The following is a 25,045-nucleotide window of genomic DNA, read 5'->3' on the forward strand; positions in this document are numbered from 1 at the left end:
TTTTGTTAAAATAACAATTATGGGGGTCAAAAAAAAATAGTCCGACAATATCCGGACTATTTTTTTAAGTATCTTTTTTAGATTGTAATTACTGCGAAATATAAGAATTTAAATGTTGAATTGTATCTTTCTGAATCTCTATAATTGCCTTTACAACATCACTGATAGAAATTATTCCGACTACAATACCATCTTCTATTACAGGTAAATGTCTGATACGTTTACTGCTCATAAGCTCCATGCAATCTTCAATGTTATTTGAAAGCTGTACCGAAAAAATATTACTTTCCATGATTTCATGTACAAAAGTTTCTTTTGAGGATCTGTCTTTCAGAATAATTTTTCTGGCATAATCCCTTTCAGACAATATTCCTTTTAAATCGGAATCATCTATAACCAGAATTGCTCCTATGTTTTTCTCTCCCATTACTTTTAGTGCTTCGTAAACGGTGGTTGTAGAAAGCACTGAGTAAACATTTTTTCCTTTTGCGTTAAGTATTTGTGCTACAGTCATATCTGAAAAATTTTATTCCTATAAAGTTAAAAAAAAATGAACATAAACAGCAAGCAATATTATTTTTTAGGAACATAACACATTCATTTTAAACATAATACAACATAATTTAAGTTTTAAGAATTATCCCGTAAAGGAAAGATACATTTTGGATATTTTTTTATGAAAAATTTATAAATTTTACAAAATCTTCTTACAGAAATAAAAAAATAACATTTTTATACAAACCCAAAAAAGAACCTTATAAAAAAATCAGAAGAAAAAAATATTATTCCAAAAAATTAATATTACGCTTTAAGCCACTAAATTTTGTTCTTTTAATTGGTGAATCTTTAAAGACAATACTGAAAGTTTCTTCAGTAATTTCGATCCAGTCTTTTTTTGAAAAAGAAAGTAAATCAGGATTCGGATTAAATAATGGTTCCGAATGAGGTTTAGAAAATCGGTTCCAAGGACAAACATCCTGACATGTATCACAGCCAAACATCCACTCATCAAATTTTCCTTTCATTTCAAAAGGAATATTTTCTTTTAACTCTATTGTATAATAAGAAATGCATTTACTGCCATCTACCACATATGGCGCAACAATTGCCTGAGTCGGGCACGCATCAATACATGCAGTACAAGAACCACAATGATCGGTTGTGGCATGGTCATATTCTAAATCTAAATCTAAAATAAGCTCAGCAATAAAATAAAAAGAGCCAATTTTTTGCGTTAACAAATTGCTATTTTTACCAATCCATCCCAAACCACTTTTTGCCGCCCATGCTTTGTCTAAAACAGGAGCCGAATCTACAAAAGCGCGCCCTGACACTTCGCCAATATTTTCTTGTATAGAATGCAGAAATTCCTTTAATTTTTCTTTAATGACCAAATGATAATCCTGCCCATAAGCATACTTGGAAATCTTAAAACTTTCGCTGTTTTGAGAGGAGTCCGGATAATAATTAAGTAAAAGTGAGACTACGCTTTTGGCATCGTCAACCAATAAAGTTGGATCCAGACGTTTATCAAAATGGTTTGCCATATATGCCATTTGTCCATTATGATTTTTATTTAGCCAATTTTCCAGCCTTGGGGCTTCTTCTTCCAGAAAGCCTGCTTTAGATATTCCACAAGACATAAAGCCAAGTCTTTTTGCCTCAGCTTTTATAAACTTTGAATATGTTTCTTTAGAATTAATCATTTCTATTTGAAAAAACAACTTTTACATCAACTGGTTTTAATGTAATTAATGGATTAAAATCTACAGTATTTTTTACTGAAATAATGCTGTAATTTTTAACAATGTGAGATATCGTCAAACACATCTCATAAATAGCAAATCCTGCTCCAATACACATTCTGGGACCAGCACCAAAAGGGTAAAAATATTGCATGGAATGTTTCTTTTGATCACCAAGAAAACGTTCCGGATTGAACTCATCCGGATTATTCCAATATTTGGGATTTCGATGCAATTCATAAAAAGAAACCCCAATTAAAGTTCCTTTTTTTATATTAAATTGACCTAAAGTATCATCTTCTACATTTTGTCGGTCCGTAATCCAGGCAGGCGGATACAAGCGCATAGACTCATTTAGGACAGCATTAGTATAAACCATTTTTTGAAGTTGTTCGACAACATCTTCAGTTTCTGACTGGATTTTGGTAACTTCATCAAATACCTGCTGTTGTACTGCTGGATTGTTACCCAAAAGGAAAAGGGTAAAAGTCAATGCATTTGCTGTTGTTTCGTGCCCGGCAATAAACAAAATTTTAATTTCATCTATTAATTGATTTATTGTCATCCCTTCTCCACTGTCTTCATATCGCGTTTCAAGAAGCATATTAAGCAGATCGTTAACTTCATTTTCAGAAGAAGATCTTTCTTCAATAATCTGCTTAATAATCTTATTATTTTCCTCTGCCAGTGCAAGATGCTTTTTTACCTGCCCACTTATTGAAAACCACCAAGCTTTATGCGGAAGTCGAATTTCTTTTATCAGAAAGTTTTGAACTTCTTCGATAATAAATTTAATCCGATTTAATTTTTGATCAGAAATCGAAAACTGAAACAATGATTTAGCCACAACATTAAATGCTAATTCACTCATAATCGGAAAAAGATCAACCTGCTTATCTTCTGCTAAATCTTCTAACTCATAGATAATAATCTCCCTCATATTTTCAACTAACTGATTCATTTTTTGTTTATGAAAAGCTGGCTGAATAAGTCTTCTTTGTTTTAACCAAAATTCGCCATCAACAGTTAAAAGTCCTTTACCTAAATATTTTGACAGATAGACAGATTGAAACTTAGATTTATGATAATTTTTATGATGCTTCTGTAGTATGTATTGTGCAATGTCATTATCTCTCGATAAGATGATGTTTCTTGATTTTCCAATTTTAATGGAGAAAGAATCACCAAACTCATCAAAATATCTTTTATGAAACGGAATTGGGTTTCTACGAATACCTTCAGCATCCAGAAAAAATCTCAATATTGAAAGCCTTTTTGGATAATTATATTTTCTATTTTCAGACATTTTGAATAGAATTAAAACAATCCACCCATACTATGGTGTTTATTTTTTCTTATTAATCTAATTTATTTATTATGCTGTATGGATCCCATTCTAATATCTTTTATATTCTGAATTTCAGTATCTGCCTATTGAGATGACTTCCATAAGCAAGATGAGGCAAAATACTTTGTTTGCCAAAAGAACTGAAGCAAGTAAACAGTAAAAATAAAATGAAATACTTCATAGTATATTTTAAAATAATCCACCTTGAATATTAATATTTATCTTGCCCAAATGTTTGTAAGCCTTATCAGTAACTTCACGACCGCGAGGTGTACGCATGATAAAACCTTCCTGAATCAAGAAAGGCTCATAAACTTCTTCAATAGTTTCACTGCTTTCAGAAACAGCTGTCGCTAAAGTAGAAAGACCAACCGGTCCACCTTTAAACTTATTAATGATCGTTAATAAAATTTTATTATCCATCTCATCAAGTCCATGTGCATCAACATTAAGAGCATTTAATGCATACTTAGCTATTTCAATATCAATAGTGCCATTTCCTTTTATTTGTGCAAAATCGCGAACCCTGCGTAATAAAGCATTTGCAATACGAGGTGTGCCGCGGCTTCGACCGGCAATTTCTATTGCGGCAGCAATATCAATAGGCATTTTTAATATTGATGAACTTCTTTCAACAATAGTTGTCAAAAGTTCAGTTGTGTAATATTGTAATCTTGATGAAATCCCAAAACGTGCACGCATAGGAGCTGTTAACAAACCTGAACGGGTTGTTGCACCAATTAATGTAAAAGGATTTAAATTGATTTGAACCGTTCTGGCATTAGGTCCGGATTCAATCATAATATCAATTTTGAAATCTTCCATTGCTGAATATAAATATTCTTCTACAATAGGGCTTAAACGATGAATTTCATCAATGAACAAAACATCTCTTTCATCCAAATTGGTTAGTAGTCCGGCTAAATCTCCGGGCTTATCCAGAACTGGTCCTGAAGTGATTTTGATTCCTACTTCAAGTTCATTCGCCAAAATATTCGCCAAAGTTGTTTTACCCAATCCGGGAGGTCCATGAAAAAGTGTATGATCAAGTGCCTCGCCACGCTGATTAGCTGCTGCGACAAAGACTTTTAAGTTTTCTAAGACCTGGTCCTGACCGGCAAAATCATCAAATGACAGAGGACGCAGTCTTTTTTCAAGATCTAATTCTTCTGAGTTGTATCCTTTTGTAGTAGGATCTAAGTTTTCATTCATTTTACAAAGATATGCAAACTAATCAGTTTGAAAAACAGTATTAACAGAGAGATTAATTTTTAACGAATGCAAAAAAGGCTATCCAAATGGATAGCCTTTTAATATTTTAATGGTGTAAAACTTCTTCACCTTCTTTCATTGGTACATTTTGAGGAACAAAATCTACATCATGATTTGGGTTACTGTAGTCATACGGCCAACGATAAACGTGAGGAATTTCACCCGGCCAGTTACCGTGGATATGTTCAACCGGAGTTGTCCACTCTAATGTTGTAGATTTCCATGGATTCTGAACTGCTTTCTTACCGTAGAAAATACTACTAAAGAAATTGTATAAGAATACTAACTGGAAAGCACCTCCCACAAGAGCAAATGTTGTAATTAAAACATTCACATTTTGTAAATCATCAAATAACGGAAAGTTGGTGTTTGTATAATAACGTCTTGGTAAACCAGCTAATCCAATAAAGTGCATCGGGAAGAATACTCCGTAAGCACAAACCGCTGTTACCCAAAAGTGAATGTAACCTAAGTTCTTATTCAACATTCTTCCGTACATTTTAGGGAACCAGTGGTAAATACCAGCAAACATTCCGTAAAGTGCAGAAATACCCATTACTAAGTGAAAGTGAGCAATTACAAAGTAAGTATCGTGAACGTTAATATCTAAGGTACTATCTCCTAAAATGATTCCTGTTAAACCTCCGGTAATGAAAGTTGAAACCATTCCGATAGAGAACAACATTGCAGGGTTGAATTGTAAGTTACCTTTCCATAAAGTTGTAATCCAGTTAAACGCTTTTACAGCAGATGGAATTGCAATCAATAAAGTAGTAAAAGTAAATACAGATCCTAAGAAAGGATTCATACCTGAAATAAACATATGGTGTCCCCATACAATAGTAGATAAGAATGCAATTGCAAGAACTGACATAATCATCGCTCTGTATCCGAAAATTGGTTTACGAGAATTCGTAGCCATAATTTCAGAAACAAGACCCATTGCAGGTAAAATTACAATATAAACCTCCGGGTGTCCTAAGAACCAAAATAAGTGTTCAAACAATACTGGAGATCCTCCTTGATAATGTAAAACTTCACCAGCAATATAAATATCCGATAAGAAGAATGAAGTACCAAAACTTCTATCAAAAATTAATAATAATGCAGCTGATAATAATACCGGGAATGATATTACACCAATAATAGCTGTTACGAAAAATGTCCAGATAGTAAGTGGAAGTCTGGTCATAGACATTCCTTTTGTTCTTAAATTGATAACAGTTACGATATAATTTAAAGATCCCATTAATGAAGATGCAATAAAGATAGCCATCGAAACTAACCATAAAGTCATACCTGTTCCAGATCCTGGAATTGCTTGTGGTAAAGCACTTAATGGCGGATAAATTGTCCAACCTGCAGAAGCTGGTCCAGCTTCAACGAATAAAGAAGACAACATAATTACAGCAGATAAGAAGAACAACCAGTATGAAATCATGTTCATAAATCCAGAAGCCATATCTCTTGCTCCAATCTGAAGTGGAATAAGTAAATTGCTAAAAGTTCCACTTAAACCAGCTGTCAGTACAAAGAATACCATTATGGTACCATGGATTGTTACTAAAGCCAGATAAATATCATTAGCCATTACACCGTCTGGTGCAAATTTATCTCCTAATAAAACATTAAATATTTTGAAAGACTCTTCTGGCCATGCTAACTGCATTCTGAAAAGCAAGGACATTGCAACACCAATGACACCCATAATAATACCGGTAATCAAATATTGCTTTGCAATCATTTTGTGATCAATACTAAATATGTATTTAGTAATGAACGTTTCTTTATGATGATGTTCGTGCTCGTGATCGTGTCCGTGATCGTGATCGTGCGCTTCTGCTGACATATATGTGTACTTTAAATTTTCTTAATAATATTATTTCATAGCAACTTTAGCTACAGCAGCTTTAACAGTATCAATAACTGCTTTAACAGTATCCTTAACAGTGCTGTCTGTAGATGTTTTAGCTCCTTCAACTGCAGCTGGTTTCTCTGCCGCGGCAGCCGCTTTAATATCCTGAGCTAAAGTAGTTTTTTCGCTTAACCATTTTTTATAATCTTCCGGTGTATCAACAACTACTTTCATTTGCATGTTGTAATGTGAAGCTCCACAGATTTTATTACATAATAATAAATAATCAAATGTATAAGGATCCAAAGCAGTACCACCTTTAGCAACTAGCTCAGCACTTTTCTCTGCCCTAAGTTTATTAATGTGTGCTACTTTTTCTACCATAAAAGGTAATTCTCTGTACTCAGCAGTTGTATATGTAGGTACAAAGGCAAATTCAGTTACCATTCCCGGAACACAGTTCATTTGCGCTCTAAAGTGAGGCATATAAGCAGAGTGTAATACGTCTTGAGAACGCATTTTAAAATGTACTTTTTTCCCTTTAGGAATATGCAATTCGCTTACTACGATATCATCCTCAGAGTTTTTATCTGACATATCAACTCCTAAAGTATTAACACCTTCGATTAAACGTACGTTTGCTTTTCCTAAAGTATTATCATTTCCTGCATATCTTGCAGTCCATTTAAATTGTTGAGCATATAACTCTATTTCAATAACATCTTCATCTTTATCAACAAACATAATGTTGTTCCAAGCATATAATCCATAAAGAATTAAACAAGCTAAAACTACAGAAGGAATAATACTCCAGATTGCTTCTAATTTATTACTATCTGCAAAGAATAAAGCTTTTCTATCTTTATGTCCTCTATTTTTAAAAGAAAACCAATATAGTAAACCTTGAGTAATAACCTGAACTGTAAAAATTAAAACCCAGGTAATATTCATTAAACTATCTACTAAAATTCCATGCTCAGAAGCAGGAGTATGAAGTGCTAAATTACCCCATTTTAGTAGACCGTAAATTGTAAATATATAAATGAAAGCCAAGAAGCCAAACATAATATATCCTTGGATATTATTATCATTATCTGATGCAATTTGAGAATCGTCCGAAGAAGATCCTACTTGAGTAAGATCAAATATCCTGGTCAATTGCCATAATGCAACTGCTAATAAAACTAAAACTATAATTACCAACAAACTTGTCATCTGTTTACTTCTTTAAATATTAATAATGAAAATGTTTACTTTCTTCAATGAAAGGATTTCTTTTTGCAAGCAAAGGAGATTTAGTTAATGCAGTAAATACAATAAAAATAAATAAACCTAAGAAGAAAAGAATAGATGCAATTTCAGGAACTCCAATAAACCATTTATCTCCAACTGTTCCAGGCATAATCATATTAAAGAAATCAACATAGTGACCTAATAAGATAACAGTACCAGCCATAACGATAACCCAGCTAAGACGTTTGAAATCTGTATTGATTAATATCAACAATGGGAAAACAAAGTTCATAACAACAGCTCCAAAGAAAGGCAGATTATATAATTGAATTCTTGTTACAAAATAAGTTACCTCTTCTGGAATGTTAGCATACCAAATCAACATGAATTGAGAAAACCATAAATATGTCCAGAAAACACTAATACCAAACATAAATTTAGCTAAATCGTGAATGTGGCTAGTATTAACATATTCTAAATATCCTTTAGATTTTAGATAAATTGTTACTAATGCAATTGCAGTAATTCCACTTACGAAGAACGAAGCAAACACATACCATCCGAATAAAGTACTGAACCAGTGCGGATCAAATGACATAATCCAATCCCAAGACATAATAGATTCAGATACAATGAAGAATACTAAGAATCCTGCAGATAATTTAAAGTTCTTTTTGTAATAGAAATCATCATTAGCTTCATCTTGAGCCAAACAATTTTTTCTTGAAAAATGACGGTATAAATTCCATCCTATTAAAAACACAGCTGCTCTAATAATCCAGAAAGGAAAATTCAAATAACCTGATTTCCCTGCAATTATTGCATCATAATTAGGGCTTTTAGGATCAGTTACTCCTTCACCTAACCATACAAAAATATGATTAAAATGAAGTCCGCATAAAACTAAAATAATAAAAAAGATTATCGAACCAGCTGGTAAATAAGCTGTAATTCCCTGCATAACTCTAAACAAAACCGGAGACCAACCTGCCTGAGCAACTTGTTGAATAGCATAAAATGCTAAAACACCCATAGAAAGAAGTAAAAAGAAAATACAAGCAACATATAATGCAGACCATGGTTTGTTTTGCAATTGATGTAAAACGTGTTCTGCATGTTCTTTAGGGTCATGTTCATGTGAAACTTCAGCATGTTTATTCTCTTTAACATCATGTGCAACCGAAGTTTCAGTTTCATGTGCTTCTTCAGATTTTACTTCATGAGTAACTTCTCCATTTGCAACAACTGAATCTTTACTTACAGTGTCTGTAGCAGTCACTTCTTTTGCTTCTTCATGATGAACTGCTTCAATTTTTTCCGCGTGGTTTGTTGCTGCTTCAGCTTTTTCCTCATGATGTGCCGCAGCAGCTTCGCCATGTCCACCATGCTCTGATGCTTCTTTTGCTAGAAGAGTTTCTACCTCTTGAATGTTTTTGGGAGCAGTTAAAAAACCATATCCAATTCCTAATATACCAAGGGCCATTAGGATGATAGAAAAAGTTTTTAATTTACTTGAAAATGTATACATATCTATTACGATCAGTTTGTTCAACAATTATAATTGGCTTTTTAGTTTTAGAACATAGTCAGCAACTAACCAACGTTCGTGGGCACTTAATTGATTTGCATGTGAACCCATTGCGTTTAAACCATAAGTCTCAACGTGAAAGATACTTCCTTCAGTAATTACTCTGTCTTTATAGCTAGGCACTCCAAGAAATTTCTCTCTCTCCACCAATTTACCTTTACCGTTTCCAGTTGCACCATGGCAACTGATACAATAAATTTCGAAAAGTTCTTTTCCTTTTCCAGAATTTCTGTCTTCTTCACTCAAAGGAGATTTCAAATTAGCCTTAGCTAATTCGTAACCAGCAGTTGAGTTTTCATATTCATAAGGCTCAAAACCTCTATTAATAGTTCCTGCAACAGGAAGCTGTCCTTCTTTTCCTCCCTTAAATATATTTGCTTCTGTGTAAGGCTCGTAAGCAACAGACTCATACATGTTTGGGAAATACTGATAGTTTGGTGCCGAATTATTGTGGCAAGATGAAACTAAAATAGTTATACCAACTAAAAGTGTTATTTTATATATCCTTTTCATAGCTACAATTAATTCTTATCTATTACTTTAACTTCAACAGCTCCTGTACCTTCGAAAAAAGAAACAAGTTCTGCTTCGTTATCATTTACAGCAACTTCCATTAAAAAATGGTCATCTGTTGTTCTTACATCAGGATTTTCAGCTTGCTTAAATGGCCATAATCTACTTCTCATGTAAAAAGTGATTACCATTAAGTGTGCTGCAAAAAACACAGTCATTTCAAACATAATTGGCACAAAAGAAGGCATATTTTGAATGAAACTAAAACTTGGTTTTCCACCGATATCCTGTGGCCAGTCATGAATCATGATATAACTCATCATTGTTGTTGCAACAGAAATACCAACACATCCATAAAGGAAAGCACAAATTGCTAATCTTGTTGGTGCTAAACCCATAGCCTTATCCAATCCGTGAACTGGGAATGGAGTAAAAACCTCTTCAATATGATGATGAGCAGCTCTGGTTTTCTTTACTGCATCCATCAAAATATCATCGTCATTATAAATGGCGTATATTACTTTATTACTCATGATGTGAATCTTTATTTGCTCTTTCTCTAATGTAATTATCTCCTGTTCCTTTCAAAATTGTTTTTACCTCCGCCTGAGCAATTACAGGGAATGTTCTAGAGTATAATAAAAACAATACAAAGAAGAAACCAATTGTTCCAATGAAAATTCCAATATCAACAAATGTTGGTGAGAACATTGTCCAAGAAGATGGAAGGTAATCTCTATGTAAAGAAGTAACAATAATTACAAATCTTTCAAACCACATTCCGATGTTTACCACAATCGAAATAATAAATGAAAACATGATACTTGTTCTTAATTTTTTGAACCACATGAACTGCGGAGAGAAAACGTTACAAGTCATCATTGACCAATATGCCCACCAGTAAGGTCCGGTAGCTCTGTTTAAGAAAGCATATTGTTCATATTCTACACCTGAATACCAAGCTACAAATAACTCAGTGATGTAAGCAACACCAACAATAGAACCAGTGATCATAATAATGATATTCATTAATTCAATATGTTGTAATGTAATGTACGCTTCAAGGTTAGAAACTTTTCTCATAACGATCAACAATGTATTTACCATTGCAAATCCTGAGAATACCGCTCCAGCAACGAAGTATGGAGGGAAAATTGTAGTATGCCATCCCGGAATTACAGAAGTAGCAAAGTCCATAGATACAATCGTGTGTACAGAAAGTACAAGAGGAGTAGCTAAACCAGCTAATACTAAGGATACTTCTTCAAAACGCTGCCAGTCTTTAGCTCTTCCACTCCATCCAAAACTTAAGATAGAATATACTCTTCTATTGAAAGGTGTTATGGCTCTATCACGTAGCATTGCGAAATCAGGTAATAAACCAGTCCACCAGAAAACTAATGATACCGAAAGATACGTTGAAATTGCAAATACGTCCCAAAGTAATGGCGAGTTAAAGTTTACCCATAAAGATCCAAATTGATTTGGAATAGGTAAAACCCAGTATGCCAACCATGGACGACCCATGTGGATAATTGGAAATAAACCTGCCTGAACTACTGAGAAAATAGTCATTGCCTCTGCAGAACGGTTAATTGCCATTCTCCAACGCTGACGGAAAAGTAATAATACTGCAGAAATCAAGGTTCCTGCGTGACCGATACCTACCCACCAAACGAAATTGGTAATATCCCAAGCCCAGCCAACTGTTTTATTTAATCCCCATGTTCCGATACCGGTAGATACAGTGTAAATAATACAGCCTAGACCCCAAAGGAAGGCTATTAATGCGATAGAAAATACAATCCACCATTGCTTATTTGCAGGTCCTTCTACAGGAGCAGCTACATCTACTGTTACGTCGTGATAAGATTTATCACCTATAACTAAAGGTTTTCTAATGGGTGCTTCGTAATGAGACGACATAATCCTTTATATTGTTTCTAATTAATAATTATTTTTACTAAACGTTTCTAACTTTAACATGATAGAAAACGTTTGGTTTTGTACCAACATGCTCTAATAAGTGATACATTCTTTCACTTTCAGCAAGTTTAGCAACTTCACTTTCTTTATCATTAACATCTCCAAATACCATTGCTCCGGAAGAACAAGCAGCTGAACATGCACAAGCATTATTAAATTCATCTTTAGCTACTACTCTGCCTTCACGTTTTGCCTGAAGAATAACAGCCTGAGTACTTTGAATACAGAAAGAACATTTTTCCATAACTCCACGAGAACGAACGTTTACGTCTGGATTCAATACCATACGACCTAAATCATCATTCATATGATAATCGAATTCACTGTTTTTGTTATACAAGAACCAGTTAAAACGACGAACTTTATATGGACAGTTGTTTGCACAGTAACGAGTTCCTACACATCTGTTATATGCCATATGGTTTTGACCTTGACGTCCATGAGATGTTGCAGCTACCGGACAAACTGTTTCACAAGGTGCGTGATTACAGTGTTGACACATAACTGGCTGGAAAGCAACTTGCGGGTTATCCCCAGCTTTTTCCATTTCATTAAATGTAGACAATGAACTTGATAAACCAGCAATATTCTCTTTTCTTTCATTATCACCTTCAAAAGTACTTTCAGAAGAATAGTATCTGTCAATACGCAACCAGTGCATATCACGACTTCTTCTAACTTCTGCCTTACCTACAACAGGTACATTGTTTTCAGCGTGACAAGCAATAACACATGCTCCACATCCTGTACAAGCATTTAAGTCGATTGAAAGATTAAAGTGATGTCCTGTCGAACGATCAAATGACTCCCACAAATCTACAGTTGTAGCTTCAACTTCCTGGTGATCTAAAGATACCATTGGTTGTTCGTTCCAATGTTCTGCATCTTTAGAGTTAAATATTTCAAGGGTAGTTTCTTTAATAATATCACCTCTACCCATTAATGTTTTCTGACCCTGAACACAAGCAAACTCATGTTCTCCATTTGCTTTCGCAATTGAAATAGCCTGAACACTATTAAAGTTTTTATATAAAGCGTAAGCATTTAAACCTACTTGCATTTCTTCTTTCAAAGCTGCTTTACGTCCGTAACCTACAGCCATACCAACTGTACCAACAGCCTGACCTGGTTGAACAATTACCGGAACGTTTTCTAACTTAACGCCATCAGCTGTTGTAATTGTAGCATAGCTACCATTCAAACCACCGTTAGCAACAATTTCATTTGTTAAACCAAGCTTTTTTGCATCTGCATTTGAAACTGTAACATAGTTATCCCAGGAAACTCTTGTGATTGGATCCGGGAACTCTTGTAACCAAGGGTTATTAGCCTGTTGTCCGTCACCCATTCCTGTTTTAGTATATAATACTAACTCAAATTCTCCGGCTGGTTTTGATTTTGAAACTGCATTTGCAGCAGCTGCATAATCAACAGCACCTCCGGATAAGGCAGCAGAACCAACTACAAAAACACCATCATGCAAAACTTTATTCCAAGAAGAACCAACAATAATACTAACTGAATTAGCTTTAATATAATCGTAGAAAGTTCCAGGAATTCCGTTTAGTGATAATAAAACGTCTTGAAATTGTTTTGTATTAAAAATAGGACGAATAGTTGGCTGAGTCAAACTATAAGTTCCTTTTGTTATTTCAACATCACCCCATGCTTCTAAGTAGTGAGTAACTGGAGCAGCAATAGTACTAACAGATGCAGTTTCGTCTTCTTTTAAAGAAAAAGCAACTGATGTTTTTACTTTTTTCAATCCTGCTTCAAAAGCAGCAGAATCAGCTAATGTATAAACAGGGTTAACACCACTCATAATTAAAGTATGAACGCTTCCTGCATTCATATCTTTTATCAATTGAGCAATAGCAGCATTAGAACCTTTTCTAATTTGTCTTGCACCAGCAGTACTAAAAGATTCGCTGGCTAATGCCTGATTGATAGCCAAAACTAACAGTTGAGCATTTTTATCTTCAATTCCAGATACTAAAACTCCTTTTGAACCAGCAGCTTTTAATTGCTGAGCAGCCTTAACAACTTCTGTTTTAAATTTAGCTTCTAATGAAACTGGAACAGAAGCACCTGCAACTATATTATATATTTGAACTAAAGCTTGTTTTTGATCAGCTGTACTCATTGGAATACGCTTATCAGCAGCAGCTCCAGATAATGTCATGTTTGATTCGAATTGGAAATGACGAGACATTTTTCCGTTTTGAGGAATACGCCCTTTTGCATATCCAGAATCGTATCCACCACCTTGCCAGTCTCCTAAGAAATCTGCACCAACAGAAACAATTAATGAAGCTTTTGAAAAATCATAATCAACTAAAGCTCTTTCACCGTAAACCGTTTGAAATGCATCTAATGCCTCAGATGATGAAACTGCATCATATACAACATGCTTAGCATTTGGGTTTTTAGCAATAAATTCAGCAATTAATTTTTCAGTAGATGGGCTCGCCAAAGTATTTGTTAGCAAAACCACCTGACTACCTTTTGCTTTTGCCTCCGCTATACTAGATTTAATTTTTAAATCTACAGCAGACCAGCTAGTATTTTTACCGGCATCTTTAGGCTCTTTCAGACGCATACTGTCATACAATGACAAAATAGACGCATGAATTCTTGCATTAGCCGAAAACTTAGCCCCGGCGATAGTATTGTTTTCAATTTTAATTGGACGACCTTCACGAGTTTTCACTAAAAGGTTTGCAAAATCAAAACCATCAAAAACAGTTGTTGCGTAGTAATCTGCAACTCCAGGAATGATTTGTTCTGGTTGTAACACATAAGGGATAGACTTGTGAACAGGACCTTCGCAGGCAGCAAGCGTTACCGCTGCAGTACTAAACCCTACGTACTTTAAAAAGTCACGACGTGAAGTTCCAGATGTTGCTAAAGCATCTGCATTTCCTAAGAATTCATCAGTAGGAATTTCTTCAACAAATTCGTTATTTCTAAGCGCCTCAACAATAGAACCATTTTCTAGTTCTTCAACACTTTTCCAGTATTTTTTGTTTGATGACATTGTATATAAATATTAAAATCTTAATAATTCGATTAATAGTGGCATTTACCGCATTCTAAACCTCCCATTTGCGCTGCAGTCAATTTTTCTACACCGTATTTTTTAGAAAGTTCAGCATGAATTTTATCATAATATGCATTTCCTTCCATTTTAACATCAGTTTTTCTATGGCAATCTACACACCATCCCATTGTTAATTTAGAATATTGCTTCATGATCTCAAATTCCTGAACTGGCCCATGACAAGTCTGACATTCAATTCCAGCAACAGAAACGTGCTGTGAGTGATTGAAATATACGAAATCAGGTAAATTATGAATGCGAACCCATTTTACAGGCTTAGTTTTCCCTGTATAAGCTTGTTTAGTTTTATCCCATCCAACTGCATCATATAACTTTTGAATTTCTCCATCATAAAATGCTTTGCTATACTCAGCTGTAGCTGTAGTTTCAGCAACTTCAGAAATATTTTTATGACAGTTCATACAAACATTCAAAGATGGAATACCTGCAGTTTTACTCACACGTGAAGCAGAGTGACAATATTTACAATTGATCTCGTTGTCTCCTGCGTGAATTTTATGAGAATAGTGTATTGGCTGAATTGGCTCGTAATTTTGATCTACACCAACTTGCATTAAGTATCCATAAACAAAATAACCACTTGCTAAAAGCAAAAATATAGAAGTAACCAGTACTAAAAATTGATTTTTAGCAAAAGCTTTCCAGATTGGCGTTCTTGCTTCTCTAGGAGCAACTACAATACCATTATTACTAGCAACTTTAGTTAATACTTTGTTTACCATAAACAACATAACAACTAAAATAGCCATCACAAGAGCAAGAGCTCCTAAAATAATATTATTAGAAATTCCGCTTCCCTCCTGAGAACCACCTGTAGGCAGCTTATCAGTTCCCGACGCACCAGCAGCCGGTTCAGCTTTTACTTCAGATGTGTAAGCGATAATATTATCAATATCACCTTCTGATAATTGAGGAAAAGAGGTCATTACAGCCTTATTGTTTTCTTCAAAAAGTTTAACTGCAACAGCATCGCCTGATTTAATCATATCAGAGCTGTTGTGCACCCATTTATAAAGCCACTCTTTATCATGCTTAGCAGCTACTCCTCGTAGAGCAGGACCAGTTGACTTAGCATCTAATTTGTGACATGCAGCGCAATTTGCATTAAAAAGTTCTTTCCCTTTTACTGGATCACCTCCAGCAGTTGCAGCCGGAGCAGCAGCAGCTTCTGTAGCGGCCGGAGCAGCAGCAGCAGGATCTTGAGCAAATGAAGTTAGGGAGAAAATCAGCGTTAGCGACAAGCTAAGCATCAATTTTCTTGAGATCGAATTATGGTTACCCACCTTTTTCATATAGTATAAAATTATCTACTAATTTTTGGTATGATTTTTTCTGTACTAAAAACAATAAAAAATCGACACCTTCTTTTAAAACTTGCACAAAAATACGACTTATGAACTATTCTCAAAACCTTAAAATACTCTTAAATATCAATTTATATCAATTCTAAATAATATTGAAATTTTCAATATAAACTTTAAATACTATTTTTGCATAAAAACCATCACATTATGAGAATTTTAACCCCGTCCAAAAGAGTTTTCTTAACATTCCCTATGCTAGTTTTAGCATATAATATTCATGCTCAGGATCAAAATTTAACACTCAATCAAGACCCTAAATTTGAACAATTGCTTAATGACAAACGTAAAATTAACACATCAATAAGTACAAACGACACCTATAGAATTCAAATTTTTAGCGGGAAAAGCGAAGAGGCCAAAAAAACATTGACTGATTTTAGAAGAGAGTACACCAACATTGATGGCACCATAATTTTCAACACACCTAATTATAAAGTGATGGTTGGAAATTTTAAAACAAGAATTGAAGCGGAGCGAAATTTGGTCGAAATTAAAAAAAGATACAAAAGTGTCTTTTTAATAAAACCAGGCAGATAAGACAACATGAACACGTTTTTAAAACCACTTTTTAAGTGGTTTTTTTATTCTATTTTAACTGCCTTTACCTATCAATCAATGTTTTTATTTCAAATTAGGGGCGTTCGCATTTTCAATTACAAGCCTCATTAAAAATAAAACACACATCAAATATTAAGATTAAATAATAGCCATTTACAACCAAACTAGTCCAAAAAAAATCCTCAATTTTCATTGAGGATTTTTCTAAATATTAAATATTATTTTAATTTCTTTTTAATAGCAACTTCATGGTATGCTTCAATAACATCTCTTTCTTCGATATCATTGAATCCTTTTATTTGAATACCACAATCATATCCTTTAGTCACTTCTTTAACATCATCTTTGAAACGTTTCAAGGCAACAAGCTCACCCGTATGCACTACTACTCCATCCCTGATTACTCTTATTTTAGAAGTTCTTAAAATCTTACCATCTGTAACCATACATCCTGCAATAGAACCAACTTTAGAGATTTTGAAAATCTCACGGATTTCAGCAGTTCCTAAAATTTCTTCTTTCATCTCTGGCGCTAACATTCCTTCCATCGCATCTTTCAAGTCGTCGATAGCAGCATAGATAATAGAATAATAACGGATATCGATTTCTTCTTTATCTGCAAGTTGTCTGGCATTACCTGCTGGACGAACGTTAAATCCGATAATAATAGCATCTGATGCAGAAGCTAAATTAACGTCAGTTTCAGTAATCGCACCAACACCTTTATGAATGATATTAATTTGAACTTCCTCAGTAGACAATTTAGAGAACGAATCTGATAATGCTTCAACAGATCCATCAACGTCTCCTTTAAGGATAACGTTTAATTCTTTAAACTGGCCAAGAGCAATACGACGTCCAATTTCATCAAGTGTAATATGTCTTTGTGTACGTACAGATTGTTCACGCATTAATTGAGAACGTTTAGATGCAATTTGTTTTGCTTCTTTTTCATCTTCAAATACATTAAACTTATCACCTGCAGTAGCAGCTCCGTCCAAACCTAAAACAGAAACTGGAGTCGAAGGACCTGCTTGTAATACAGCGTGTCCTCTTTCATCATGCATTGCTTTAATTTTTCCATGATGCTTTCCTGCCAACATATAATCTCCAATCTTTAAAGTTCCATGCTGAACTAAAATTGTAGAAACATATCCTTTTCCTTTATCTAAGAAAGCTTCAACTACTGTTCCCTGAGCAGCTTTATTTGGATTTGATTTTAAATCTAATATCTCTGCTTCTAATAAAACTTTTTCTAATAATTCCTTAACTCCTGTTCCGACTTTTGCAGAAATATCATGTGACTGAATTTTTCCACCCCAATCTTCTACAAGTAAATTCATACCAGCTAAACGCTCTTTAATTTTTTCAACATTGGCATTTGGCTTATCAATCTTATTGATTGCAAATATAATTGGCACTCCTGCAGCTTGTGCGTGAGATATTGCTTCTTTTGTTTGTGGCATGATATCATCATCTGCAGCTACTACAATAATAGCGATATCGGTAACCTGAGCTCCACGTGCACGCATCGCGGTAAACGCCTCGTGACCTGGTGTATCCAGAAATGCAATTTTCTGACCATTATCTAATGTTACTCCATAAGCTCCGATGTGCTGTGTAATACCTCCTGATTCACCTGCAATAACATTTTCTTTACGGATATAATCCAGCAAAGATGTCTTACCGTGATCGACGTGACCCATTACAGTAACAATAGGTGCTCTAACTACTAAATCTTCTTCTCTATCTTCAACTACTTCAATAGCTTCTTCGATATCAACTGTGATAAATTCAACTTCGTAACCAAATTCATCGGCTACAATAGTTAAAGTTTCAGCATCTAAACGCTGGTTCATGGTAACCATGATTCCAAGAGACATACAAGTTCCAATCACTTTGGTAATTGGCACATCCATCATGATTGCAATTTCACCAACTGTAACAAATTCTGTAACTTTAATAGTTTTACTTCCTTCGTCAAGTGCTCTTTGCTCATCATCAGATTTCTGACGGTGTGTTTCTCTTTTATCTCTTCTGTATTTAGCCGCTTTAGATTTTCCTCCTTTACCCTGAAGTTTTTCAAGGGTTTCTCTAATTTGGTTTTTTACTTCCTCTTCTGTAGGCTCAACTTTTGCCACAATTGCAGGACGGTTTCCTTTTACAAAACCAGGTCTTGCACTTCTGTTAGCATTAAAGCCTCCGCCACCAGTATTTGGTGTAATTTTATTAGGATTTGGAGTTCCTGGTGCGTTACCTGTTGCAGGTTTTGGAGCACCCGGAGTACCTGGCTTAGGAGCAATTCTTTTACGCTTATTTTTATTAGCGTTGTTTCCGGCTCCCGGAGCTCCCGGCTTATTTGGAGTTATTTTTGGATCTTCTTTCTTTTTCTTAGGTTTATTAAATTGAGATAAATCAATTGTCTGACCCGTAAGAGTAGTTCCTGATAACTTTTGATATTGTGTCGTGATTGTCTCTTCGGCAGTTGCAGGATCAGTTGAAACAACCGGCTCCTGAGCTACTTTAGTATTTTCAGCTTTCACCTCTTTTTTCTCAGTAATAATAGGTTTTTCTACCTTTTTTTCTTCAGAAACTACAGGAGCAACAACTGAGTCTGCTGGCTGCACAATTTCTTTCTGAACTGGTTTTTCTGTTTGAACAGGAGGAGTAACGACAGCTTTTGGTTCTTCAACTTTAGCAGGCTCTTCTGGTGTAGAAACAGCAGCAGGTTTCTTTGGATTTAAATCAATTTTACCAACCTGAACAGGCCCTGTTACAACAGCTCTTGCTTTTATAACTTCCTGTTGTTTTTGGCGCTCCTCATCTTGTCTGCGTTTGTCTTCAATTTCTTTCTCACGTTCTACACGCAGCGCTTCTTTTTCTTTTCTTTTCTCTTCTCCAACCTCTTTAGAAGCTTCCTTATTCCCCTTATCGCCCGCAAATTGGCTTTGTAGGATATTAAATTCGCTATCAGAAATTTTTGCATTTGGATTTGCATCAATGGCAATTCCCTTATCTTTTAGATAATCAACAGCTCTTTCTAACGAAATATTTAATTCCCTTAAAACCTTGTTTATTCTTATTACTCTCTCTTCAGACATATAACCTTTTTATTATTACCTTTTTTCTTGTGTTGTTAGAGCAGACCTTAGTTATTTACTAACTATCAAACTCTTCTTTTAGTATCTTCATAACATCAAGAATTGTTTCCTCTTCTAAATCTGTTCTTCTTACTAAATCTTCTACTTCTTGTTTTAAAATACTTTTTGCAGTATCTAAACCTATTTTAGCAAACTCTTCTATTACCCAGCCTTCGATTTCATCTGAAAACTCTGTTAATTCAACATCATCTTCGTCTGCAGTTGCACCCGCAACATCCCCTTCACGAATTACATCTAATTCATAACCGGTTAACTGACCTGCTAATTTAATGTTATGACCTCCTCTACCAATTGCTTTAGAAACTTCTTCTAATTTCAAGAAAACTTCAGCTCTTTTATTTTCTTCATCAATTTTAATTGAAGAAACTTTTGCAGGACTTAGTGCTCTTGTAATAAACAACTGAATATTATTTGTATAGTTAATTACATCAATATTTTCATTTCCTAATTCACGAACAATTCCATGAATACGAGATCCTTTCATTCCTACACAAGCTCCAACCGGATCAATTCTGTCATCATAAGAATCTACCGCAACTTTTGCTTTTTCACCAGGAATACGAACTACGTTTTTAACCGTAATCAAACCGTCGAAAACTTCCGGAATTTCTTGTTCAAATAATTTTTCCAAAAACTTCTCAGAAGTTCTGGACATAATAATTTGAGGTTTATTTCCTTTTAATTCAACGCTTTCAATAATTCCGCGAACATTATCTCCTTTACGGAAAAAGTCAGATGGAATTTGTTTTTCTTTTGGCAGTACAATTTCATTTCCTTCATCATCAACCAAAATTACAACTCTTGGACGCACATGATGTACTTCTGCGGTGTAAATATCGCCAATAATATCTTTAAATTGCTTATAAAGATTAGTATTATCGTGTTCGTGTATTTTTGATATTAAATTTTGACGCAAAGCCAAAATAGCTCTTCTTCCTAAATCAATCAATTTTACTTCTTCAGAAACTTCTTCACCAATTTCAAAATCGGCTTCGATCATTCTTGCTTCAGTCAAAGTAATTTCTTCATTTTCAAAATCAAGATCTTCGTCAGCAACAATTACTCTTCTTCTCCAAATCTCCATATCTCCTTTGTCAGGATTAATGATAATATCGAAGTTGTCATCAGAACCGTATTTTTTCTTCAATGCATTTCTAAACACGTCCTCTAAAATTGCCATAAGCGTTACACGATCAATAAGTTTATTATCTTTAAACTCTGAGAATGAATCGATTAATGCTAAATTTTCCATGCGAATTCTTTAATTAAAATGTTACTGTAACAATTGCCTCTTTAATTTCTGTATAAGGTATTTGTTGCTCTTTTTGAACTGTTTCTTTTCCTTTTCCTACTTTTTTCGGTTCTCTTGCTTCCCAAGACAAAATTATAAAAACATCGTTAGCTTCCACTAATTCTGCTTCAATTTTTTCAGTATTTGTAGTAACAATCAACGTTCTACCAATATTTTTCTTGTATTGTCTTATTAATTTCAAAGGCGATCCTACTCCAACTGATGCTACTTCGAGAGAAAAATCCTGTTCTTCACGATCCAGGTTATTCTCGATTGCACGGCTTATATCGATACAATCCTGCAGCGCCACTCCGTTATCTCCGTCTAAACCGACACTAATTTTAAAAGAATCCGAAATAGAAAGGTCAATCAAAAAGACTGACGGTTTTTCCAGAAGTGCTTCTGAGATTAATGTGTTTACTTTTTCTTTAAATGTCATAATTTTATAAAAAGAGGGGACACTTAGTCCCCTCATTATTTAGATTTTAATAAATAACGGTGCAAATATAGTGATTTTTTTATAAATCAAAATAAATAGATTACCCTAAAATATTTCTTATCTTTATAGTAGCATAAAAAGAAAAGAATTTTCACATTATTTAACACCTAAAGATATGAAACGAATTCTAGTACCTACTGACTTCTCAAAACATGCGGAAGATGCTTTGAAAGCTGCAGCACAAATCGCTAAAAAAAACGATTCTGAAATCATTGTCCTACATATGCTCGAGCTGCCTCACGACATGAATGACGCCATTACAGGAAGCGCAAGCATACCGGAAACCATGCTCTTTATGAGAAAAGCCAACGAAATGCTTGACGAAGTTTCTACAAGACCTTTTCTCGATGGAATTACCGTAACTGAAATTGTAAAAATGGACAAACCTATTCATGGTATTACACAAGTAAGCAAAGATTATGAAATTGATTTAATTGTAATGGGATCACATGGAACCTCAGGAGTTGACGAATTATTAATAGGTTCTACTACTGAAAAAGTTGTCAGAAAATCTGATATCCCGGTTTTGGTCATCAAAAAAGATATTTCAAATTTCAATCCTGCTAATATTGTATTTGCCTCAGATTTTACTTACGAAAGCAAAAAACCGTTTGAAAAACTTTTGAAATTTATAAAAGTTTTTGACTCAAAATTACACTTGGTTACAATTTGCACACCAAACAGCTTTAAACCGACCCATGTAATCGAAAAAGCTATGAATGAGTTTATTGCTGAATTTGATCTTACAAATTATTCGACTCACATTTACAACGATACCAATATTGAAAAAGGTATTCTAAATTTTTCAAATGCAATTAATGCAGACATCATAGGAATGTGTACCCATGGCAGAACTGGTTTTGCTCACTTTTTTAACGGAAGTATAAGTGAAGGACTTGTAAATCATGCTATAAAACCTGTTATTATGTTTAAAATTTAATTTATGTTGAAAAATTACACTTTACAAAATTAAAAGCTTCTCAGACGGGAAGCTTTTTTATTTATAAAAAGCGTAAAAAAACTGAGCTTTTAAACAAAGTCAACTTGAGCTTTTGAACAAAGTAGAAATTAATATTCTTCCTGAACTTTGTCAAATAAATCATTAATAAAACAACATGAAAACAATTGACAAAATTTATATTAATGGAGCGTTTGTGAGCCCAAGAGGAAATGAACGTTTTGAACTTATCAGTCCTACTACAAATAAAAAATTAGGCGAGGTAATTTTAGGAAATAAAGAAGATGCAATCGACGCAATTGCCGTGGCTAAAAAAGCATTTAAAACTTTCTCAAAAACAACAATTGAAGAACGAATTGAATATTTACAAAAATTAAAAGCCTCTATCGAGAATAGAAAACAGGATTTTGTTAATGTAATGGTTGAGGAATATGGCGGAACCTTTCAATTTGCATCAGTCAGTTTCGATTACATGATAGGTAGTTTCAACTCAGCCATAACACTATTAAATACTTATTCTTTTAAAAAAATAATGGGCGAATCAGAAGTTCAAATGGAACCAATTGGAGTAGTGGGAATTATTATTCCGTGGAACTCAAGCAATGGGTTTATTTGCGGAAAATTAGCAACCGCTATTGCTGCAGGATGCACTGTTGTAATTAAACCCAGCGAAATGAGCGCACAGCAAACTCAGTTAATTTTAGAATGCTTTCATGAAGCAGGATTACCAAAAGGAGTTTACAACGTAGTAAATGGATTAGGCGAAGTGGTTGGAGCAGAAATCAGTCGAAATCCGGATATTTCAAAAATTTCATTTACAGGATCAACAATGGTCGGAAAGATGATTGCAAAACAAGCCGTTGATACTATGAAACGTGTAACATTGGAGCTTGGAGGAAAATCACCAAATGTTATCCTTGATGATGCCAATTTATCAAAAGCTATTCCGATGGCAATTGCAGCCGCCTTCATGAACAGCGGACAAGCCTGCATTGCAGGGACGCGTCTTTTGGTTCCTGAAAACAAATTGGAAGAAGTAAAAACTTTGGTTTCAGAGATAGTATCAAAAACTATCGTTGGTGATCCTAAAAATCAAATAACAGCTGTTGGCCCAATGGTAAGTAAAAAGCAATATGAGCGAGTACAAAATTATATTCAAACCGGAATTAACGAAGGTGCAGAAATTCTCATTGGTGGTTTAGGAAAACCCGAAGGATTAGAAGACGGAAACTTTGTAAAACCTACTGTATTTGTAAATGTAAACAATCAAATGCGAATTGCACGAGAAGAAATTTTCGGACCAGTTCTGTCTATTATTACTTACAAAACTGAAGTAGAAGCTGTTGAAATCGCCAATGACACAACTTACGGATTACAAGCCTATGTAAGTTCTTCAAATAAAGACCGAGCATACAAAGTTGCGTCACAACTACAGGCAGGGCGCGTTCAGATAAATAAAATTGGGCATGATCCGATGGCGCCGTTTGGAGGATTTAAACAATCAGGAATCGGAAGAGAATTTGGAACAATAGGTCTTGAAGCTTATCTTGAACCAAGAACCCTAATTAGATAAATAAATTTTAAAAATAGAGGAAGTTTGAGATCAAAAGCTTCCTCTATTTTTTTTCGTAATTTTACATTATGACAATGATCAAAACAGACGCAAAACCAAAAATAGTATATTCTTGTTATTATACGCGCAGCCGCGAAGGGGAACACTTTATACCAGAACACGTGTTTAGCTATCAGATTTCGGGTGAAATGATTGCTTCTGACTGGAAAAAAAATTATCATTCAAAGCCCGGTGATTTCCGCATTAGCAGAAGAAATCATTTGGCCAAATTTGTAAAAATTCCACCAGAGGGAGGTGAATTTAAAGTTATATCTTTGTTTTTGGATCAGGAAATTCTACGTGAAATTTATCAGGAATACAAATTGACAATTGACAAAAAACCTCAGGACGGAATTATAATTCAGTTAAACCCTCACCCTTTATACCAATCTTTCATGACTTCACTGATTTCTTATTTAGAAGTCGAACAGGAAAATAATGAGGTTTTATTTAATTTAAAAATCAAGGAAGCTGTTCATCTTTTATTAAAAGTAAATCCCGAACTTAAAGATGTTTTGTTTGATTTTAATGAGCCTGGAAAAATTGACCTTGAAGCTTTTATGAATAAGAATTTTCACTTTAATGTACACTTAACCCGTTTTGCCTACCTGACAGGAAGAAGTTTAGCCACTTTTAAAAGAGATTTCCAGAAGGTATTTCAGGAAACACCCGGACATTGGCTTTTAAACAAAAGGCTTCAGGAAGCTTATTATCTTATTAAAGAAAAAGGGAAAGCACCGTCAGAAGTTTATTTAAGTGTCGGTTTTGAAGATTTATCTCATTTTTCTTTTTCTTTCAAAAAGAAGTTTGGAATTGTTCCTTCCTCTCTATTTTCAAAGTAAATTCGGATCAATACATATTGTTGTGGGGAAATATTAAAATCTAGATATTTGTATTTTAAAAACACATAGAAATGCAGGATTCTTTTATTGACCTTCTCA

The 25,045-nt window shown here is 34.3% G+C and carries 19 protein-coding genes; 4 read left to right on the top strand and 15 right to left on the bottom strand.

The annotated features are described in order from the left end of the window. Positions 1–88: 88 nt before the first annotated feature. The 12 genes from JOD96_RS20660 to JOD96_RS20715 form a co-directional block, all read right to left on the bottom strand. Positions 89–514, bottom strand: coding sequence for a CBS domain-containing protein (locus tag JOD96_RS20660; protein WP_209566127.1), 426 nt, complete (start codon positions 512–514; stop codon positions 89–91). A gap of 268 nt (positions 515–782) precedes the next feature. Further along, a complete protein-coding gene (gene queG, locus JOD96_RS20665) occupies positions 783–1,706 on the bottom strand; it encodes a tRNA epoxyqueuosine(34) reductase QueG (protein ID WP_209566128.1) in 924 nt (307 codons plus the stop codon). Further along, entirely contained in the window at positions 1,699–3,051 is a 1,353-nt protein-coding gene (locus JOD96_RS20670; protein WP_209566129.1) for a cytochrome P450, read from the bottom strand. Before JOD96_RS20670 ends, queG begins: the two co-directional genes overlap by 8 nt. 231 nt (positions 3,052–3,282) lie before the next feature. Next, entirely contained in the window at positions 3,283–4,305 is a 1,023-nt protein-coding gene (gene ruvB / locus JOD96_RS20675; protein WP_209566130.1) for a Holliday junction branch migration DNA helicase RuvB, read from the bottom strand. Positions 4,306–4,411: 106 nt separating this feature from the next. Beyond that, entirely contained in the window at positions 4,412–6,214 is a 1,803-nt protein-coding gene (locus JOD96_RS20680; RefSeq protein ID WP_209566131.1) for a cbb3-type cytochrome c oxidase subunit I, read from the bottom strand. A 30-nt stretch (positions 6,215–6,244) separates the two neighbouring features. After that, positions 6,245–7,435 (bottom strand): cytochrome c oxidase subunit II, encoded by a 1,191-nt coding sequence (locus tag JOD96_RS20685; protein ID WP_209566132.1) that lies wholly within the window; start codon positions 7,433–7,435, stop codon positions 6,245–6,247. 19 nt (positions 7,436–7,454) lie between these two features. Continuing rightward, positions 7,455–8,981, bottom strand: coding sequence for a quinol:cytochrome C oxidoreductase (locus tag JOD96_RS20690; protein ID WP_209566133.1), 1,527 nt, complete (start codon positions 8,979–8,981; stop codon positions 7,455–7,457). A gap of 27 nt (positions 8,982–9,008) precedes the next feature. Next, positions 9,009–9,554: a c-type cytochrome gene (locus JOD96_RS20695; protein WP_209566134.1), complete on the bottom strand. Its 546-nt coding sequence runs from the start codon at positions 9,552–9,554 to the stop codon at positions 9,009–9,011. Between the two features lie 8 nt (positions 9,555–9,562). Further along, entirely contained in the window at positions 9,563–10,087 is a 525-nt protein-coding gene (locus JOD96_RS20700; protein ID WP_209566135.1) for a DUF3341 domain-containing protein, read from the bottom strand. Further along, entirely contained in the window at positions 10,080–11,480 is a 1,401-nt protein-coding gene (gene nrfD / locus JOD96_RS20705) for an NrfD/PsrC family molybdoenzyme membrane anchor subunit (protein WP_209566136.1), read from the bottom strand. Before nrfD ends, JOD96_RS20700 begins: the two co-directional genes overlap by 8 nt. A gap of 37 nt (positions 11,481–11,517) precedes the next feature. Continuing rightward, positions 11,518–14,577 (bottom strand): TAT-variant-translocated molybdopterin oxidoreductase, encoded by a 3,060-nt coding sequence (locus tag JOD96_RS20710; protein ID WP_209566137.1) that lies wholly within the window; start codon positions 14,575–14,577, stop codon positions 11,518–11,520. A gap of 32 nt (positions 14,578–14,609) precedes the next feature. Further along, positions 14,610–15,953, bottom strand: a complete 1,344-nt coding sequence (locus JOD96_RS20715; RefSeq protein WP_209566138.1) for a c-type cytochrome — start codon at positions 15,951–15,953, stop codon at positions 14,610–14,612. Between the two features lie 219 nt (positions 15,954–16,172). Between JOD96_RS20715 and JOD96_RS20720 the strand changes: the two genes are divergently transcribed. Further along, positions 16,173–16,562 carry an SPOR domain-containing protein gene (locus tag JOD96_RS20720; protein WP_209566139.1) on the top strand — a complete coding sequence of 130 codons (390 nt, stop codon included), beginning with the start codon at positions 16,173–16,175 and terminating at the stop codon, positions 16,560–16,562. A gap of 239 nt (positions 16,563–16,801) precedes the next feature. On the opposite strand, the gene infB is transcribed toward JOD96_RS20720, so the two are convergent. From infB to rimP, 3 genes are read right to left on the bottom strand one after another with little or no spacing between them, the layout of a single operon-like run. Beyond that, positions 16,802–19,684, bottom strand: a complete 2,883-nt coding sequence (infB, locus tag JOD96_RS20725) for a translation initiation factor IF-2 (RefSeq protein WP_209566140.1) — start codon at positions 19,682–19,684, stop codon at positions 16,802–16,804. 58 nt (positions 19,685–19,742) lie between these two features. Beyond that, entirely contained in the window at positions 19,743–20,996 is a 1,254-nt protein-coding gene (gene nusA, locus JOD96_RS20730; RefSeq protein ID WP_017498147.1) for a transcription termination factor NusA, read from the bottom strand. Between the two features lie 13 nt (positions 20,997–21,009). Further along, complete coding sequence (rimP, locus tag JOD96_RS20735) at positions 21,010–21,474, bottom strand: ribosome assembly cofactor RimP (protein ID WP_209566141.1); 465 nt, start codon at positions 21,472–21,474, stop codon at positions 21,010–21,012. A 175-nt stretch (positions 21,475–21,649) separates the two neighbouring features. On the opposite strand from rimP, the gene JOD96_RS20740 reads away from it, so the two are divergent. The 3 genes from JOD96_RS20740 (at position 21,650) to JOD96_RS20750 (ending at position 24,946) form a co-directional block, all read left to right on the top strand. After that, positions 21,650–22,474, top strand: a complete 825-nt coding sequence (locus JOD96_RS20740; RefSeq protein ID WP_209566142.1) for a universal stress protein — start codon at positions 21,650–21,652, stop codon at positions 22,472–22,474. A 175-nt stretch (positions 22,475–22,649) separates the two neighbouring features. Next, positions 22,650–24,065 carry an aldehyde dehydrogenase family protein gene (locus JOD96_RS20745; RefSeq protein WP_209566143.1) on the top strand — a complete coding sequence of 472 codons (1,416 nt, stop codon included), beginning with the start codon at positions 22,650–22,652 and terminating at the stop codon, positions 24,063–24,065. 68 nt (positions 24,066–24,133) lie between these two features. Further along, positions 24,134–24,946 carry a helix-turn-helix domain-containing protein gene (locus JOD96_RS20750; protein WP_245188466.1) on the top strand — a complete coding sequence of 271 codons (813 nt, stop codon included), beginning with the start codon at positions 24,134–24,136 and terminating at the stop codon, positions 24,944–24,946. The last annotated feature ends 99 nt before the right edge of the window (positions 24,947–25,045 follow it).

This window comes from Flavobacterium sp. 1355 (genome assembly GCF_017833415.1).
Taxonomy (GTDB): Bacteria; Bacteroidota; Bacteroidia; order Flavobacteriales; family Flavobacteriaceae; genus Flavobacterium.

Excerpts from the sequence above, each read along its gene's own strand:
- JOD96_RS20660 (WP_209566127.1), bottom strand. The coding sequence starts at position 514 with ATGACTGTAGCACAAATACTTAACGCAAAAGGAAAAAATGTTTACTCA.
- queG (WP_209566128.1), bottom strand. The coding sequence starts at position 1,706 with ATGATTAATTCTAAAGAAACATATTCAAAGTTTATAAAAGCTGAGGCA.
- JOD96_RS20670 (WP_209566129.1), bottom strand. The coding sequence starts at position 3,051 with ATGTCTGAAAATAGAAAATATAATTATCCAAAAAGGCTTTCAATATTG.
- ruvB (WP_209566130.1), bottom strand. The coding sequence starts at position 4,305 with ATGAATGAAAACTTAGATCCTACTACAAAAGGATACAACTCAGAAGAA.
- JOD96_RS20680 (WP_209566131.1), bottom strand. The coding sequence starts at position 6,214 with ATGTCAGCAGAAGCGCACGATCACGATCACGGACACGATCACGAGCAC.
- JOD96_RS20685 (WP_209566132.1), bottom strand. The coding sequence starts at position 7,435 with ATGACAAGTTTGTTGGTAATTATAGTTTTAGTTTTATTAGCAGTTGCA.
- JOD96_RS20690 (WP_209566133.1), bottom strand. The coding sequence starts at position 8,981 with ATGTATACATTTTCAAGTAAATTAAAAACTTTTTCTATCATCCTAATG.
- JOD96_RS20695 (WP_209566134.1), bottom strand. The coding sequence starts at position 9,554 with ATGAAAAGGATATATAAAATAACACTTTTAGTTGGTATAACTATTTTA.
- JOD96_RS20700 (WP_209566135.1), bottom strand. The coding sequence starts at position 10,087 with ATGAGTAATAAAGTAATATACGCCATTTATAATGACGATGATATTTTG.
- nrfD (WP_209566136.1), bottom strand. The coding sequence starts at position 11,480 with ATGTCGTCTCATTACGAAGCACCCATTAGAAAACCTTTAGTTATAGGT.
- JOD96_RS20710 (WP_209566137.1), bottom strand. The coding sequence starts at position 14,577 with ATGTCATCAAACAAAAAATACTGGAAAAGTGTTGAAGAACTAGAAAAT.
- JOD96_RS20715 (WP_209566138.1), bottom strand. The coding sequence starts at position 15,953 with ATGAAAAAGGTGGGTAACCATAATTCGATCTCAAGAAAATTGATGCTT.
- JOD96_RS20720 (WP_209566139.1), top strand. The coding sequence starts at position 16,173 with ATGAGAATTTTAACCCCGTCCAAAAGAGTTTTCTTAACATTCCCTATG.
- infB (WP_209566140.1), bottom strand. The coding sequence starts at position 19,684 with ATGTCTGAAGAGAGAGTAATAAGAATAAACAAGGTTTTAAGGGAATTA.
- nusA (WP_017498147.1), bottom strand. The coding sequence starts at position 20,996 with ATGGAAAATTTAGCATTAATCGATTCATTCTCAGAGTTTAAAGATAAT.
- rimP (WP_209566141.1), bottom strand. The coding sequence starts at position 21,474 with ATGACATTTAAAGAAAAAGTAAACACATTAATCTCAGAAGCACTTCTG.
- JOD96_RS20740 (WP_209566142.1), top strand. The coding sequence starts at position 21,650 with ATGAAACGAATTCTAGTACCTACTGACTTCTCAAAACATGCGGAAGAT.
- JOD96_RS20745 (WP_209566143.1), top strand. The coding sequence starts at position 22,650 with ATGAAAACAATTGACAAAATTTATATTAATGGAGCGTTTGTGAGCCCA.
- JOD96_RS20750 (WP_245188466.1), top strand. The coding sequence starts at position 24,134 with ATGACAATGATCAAAACAGACGCAAAACCAAAAATAGTATATTCTTGT.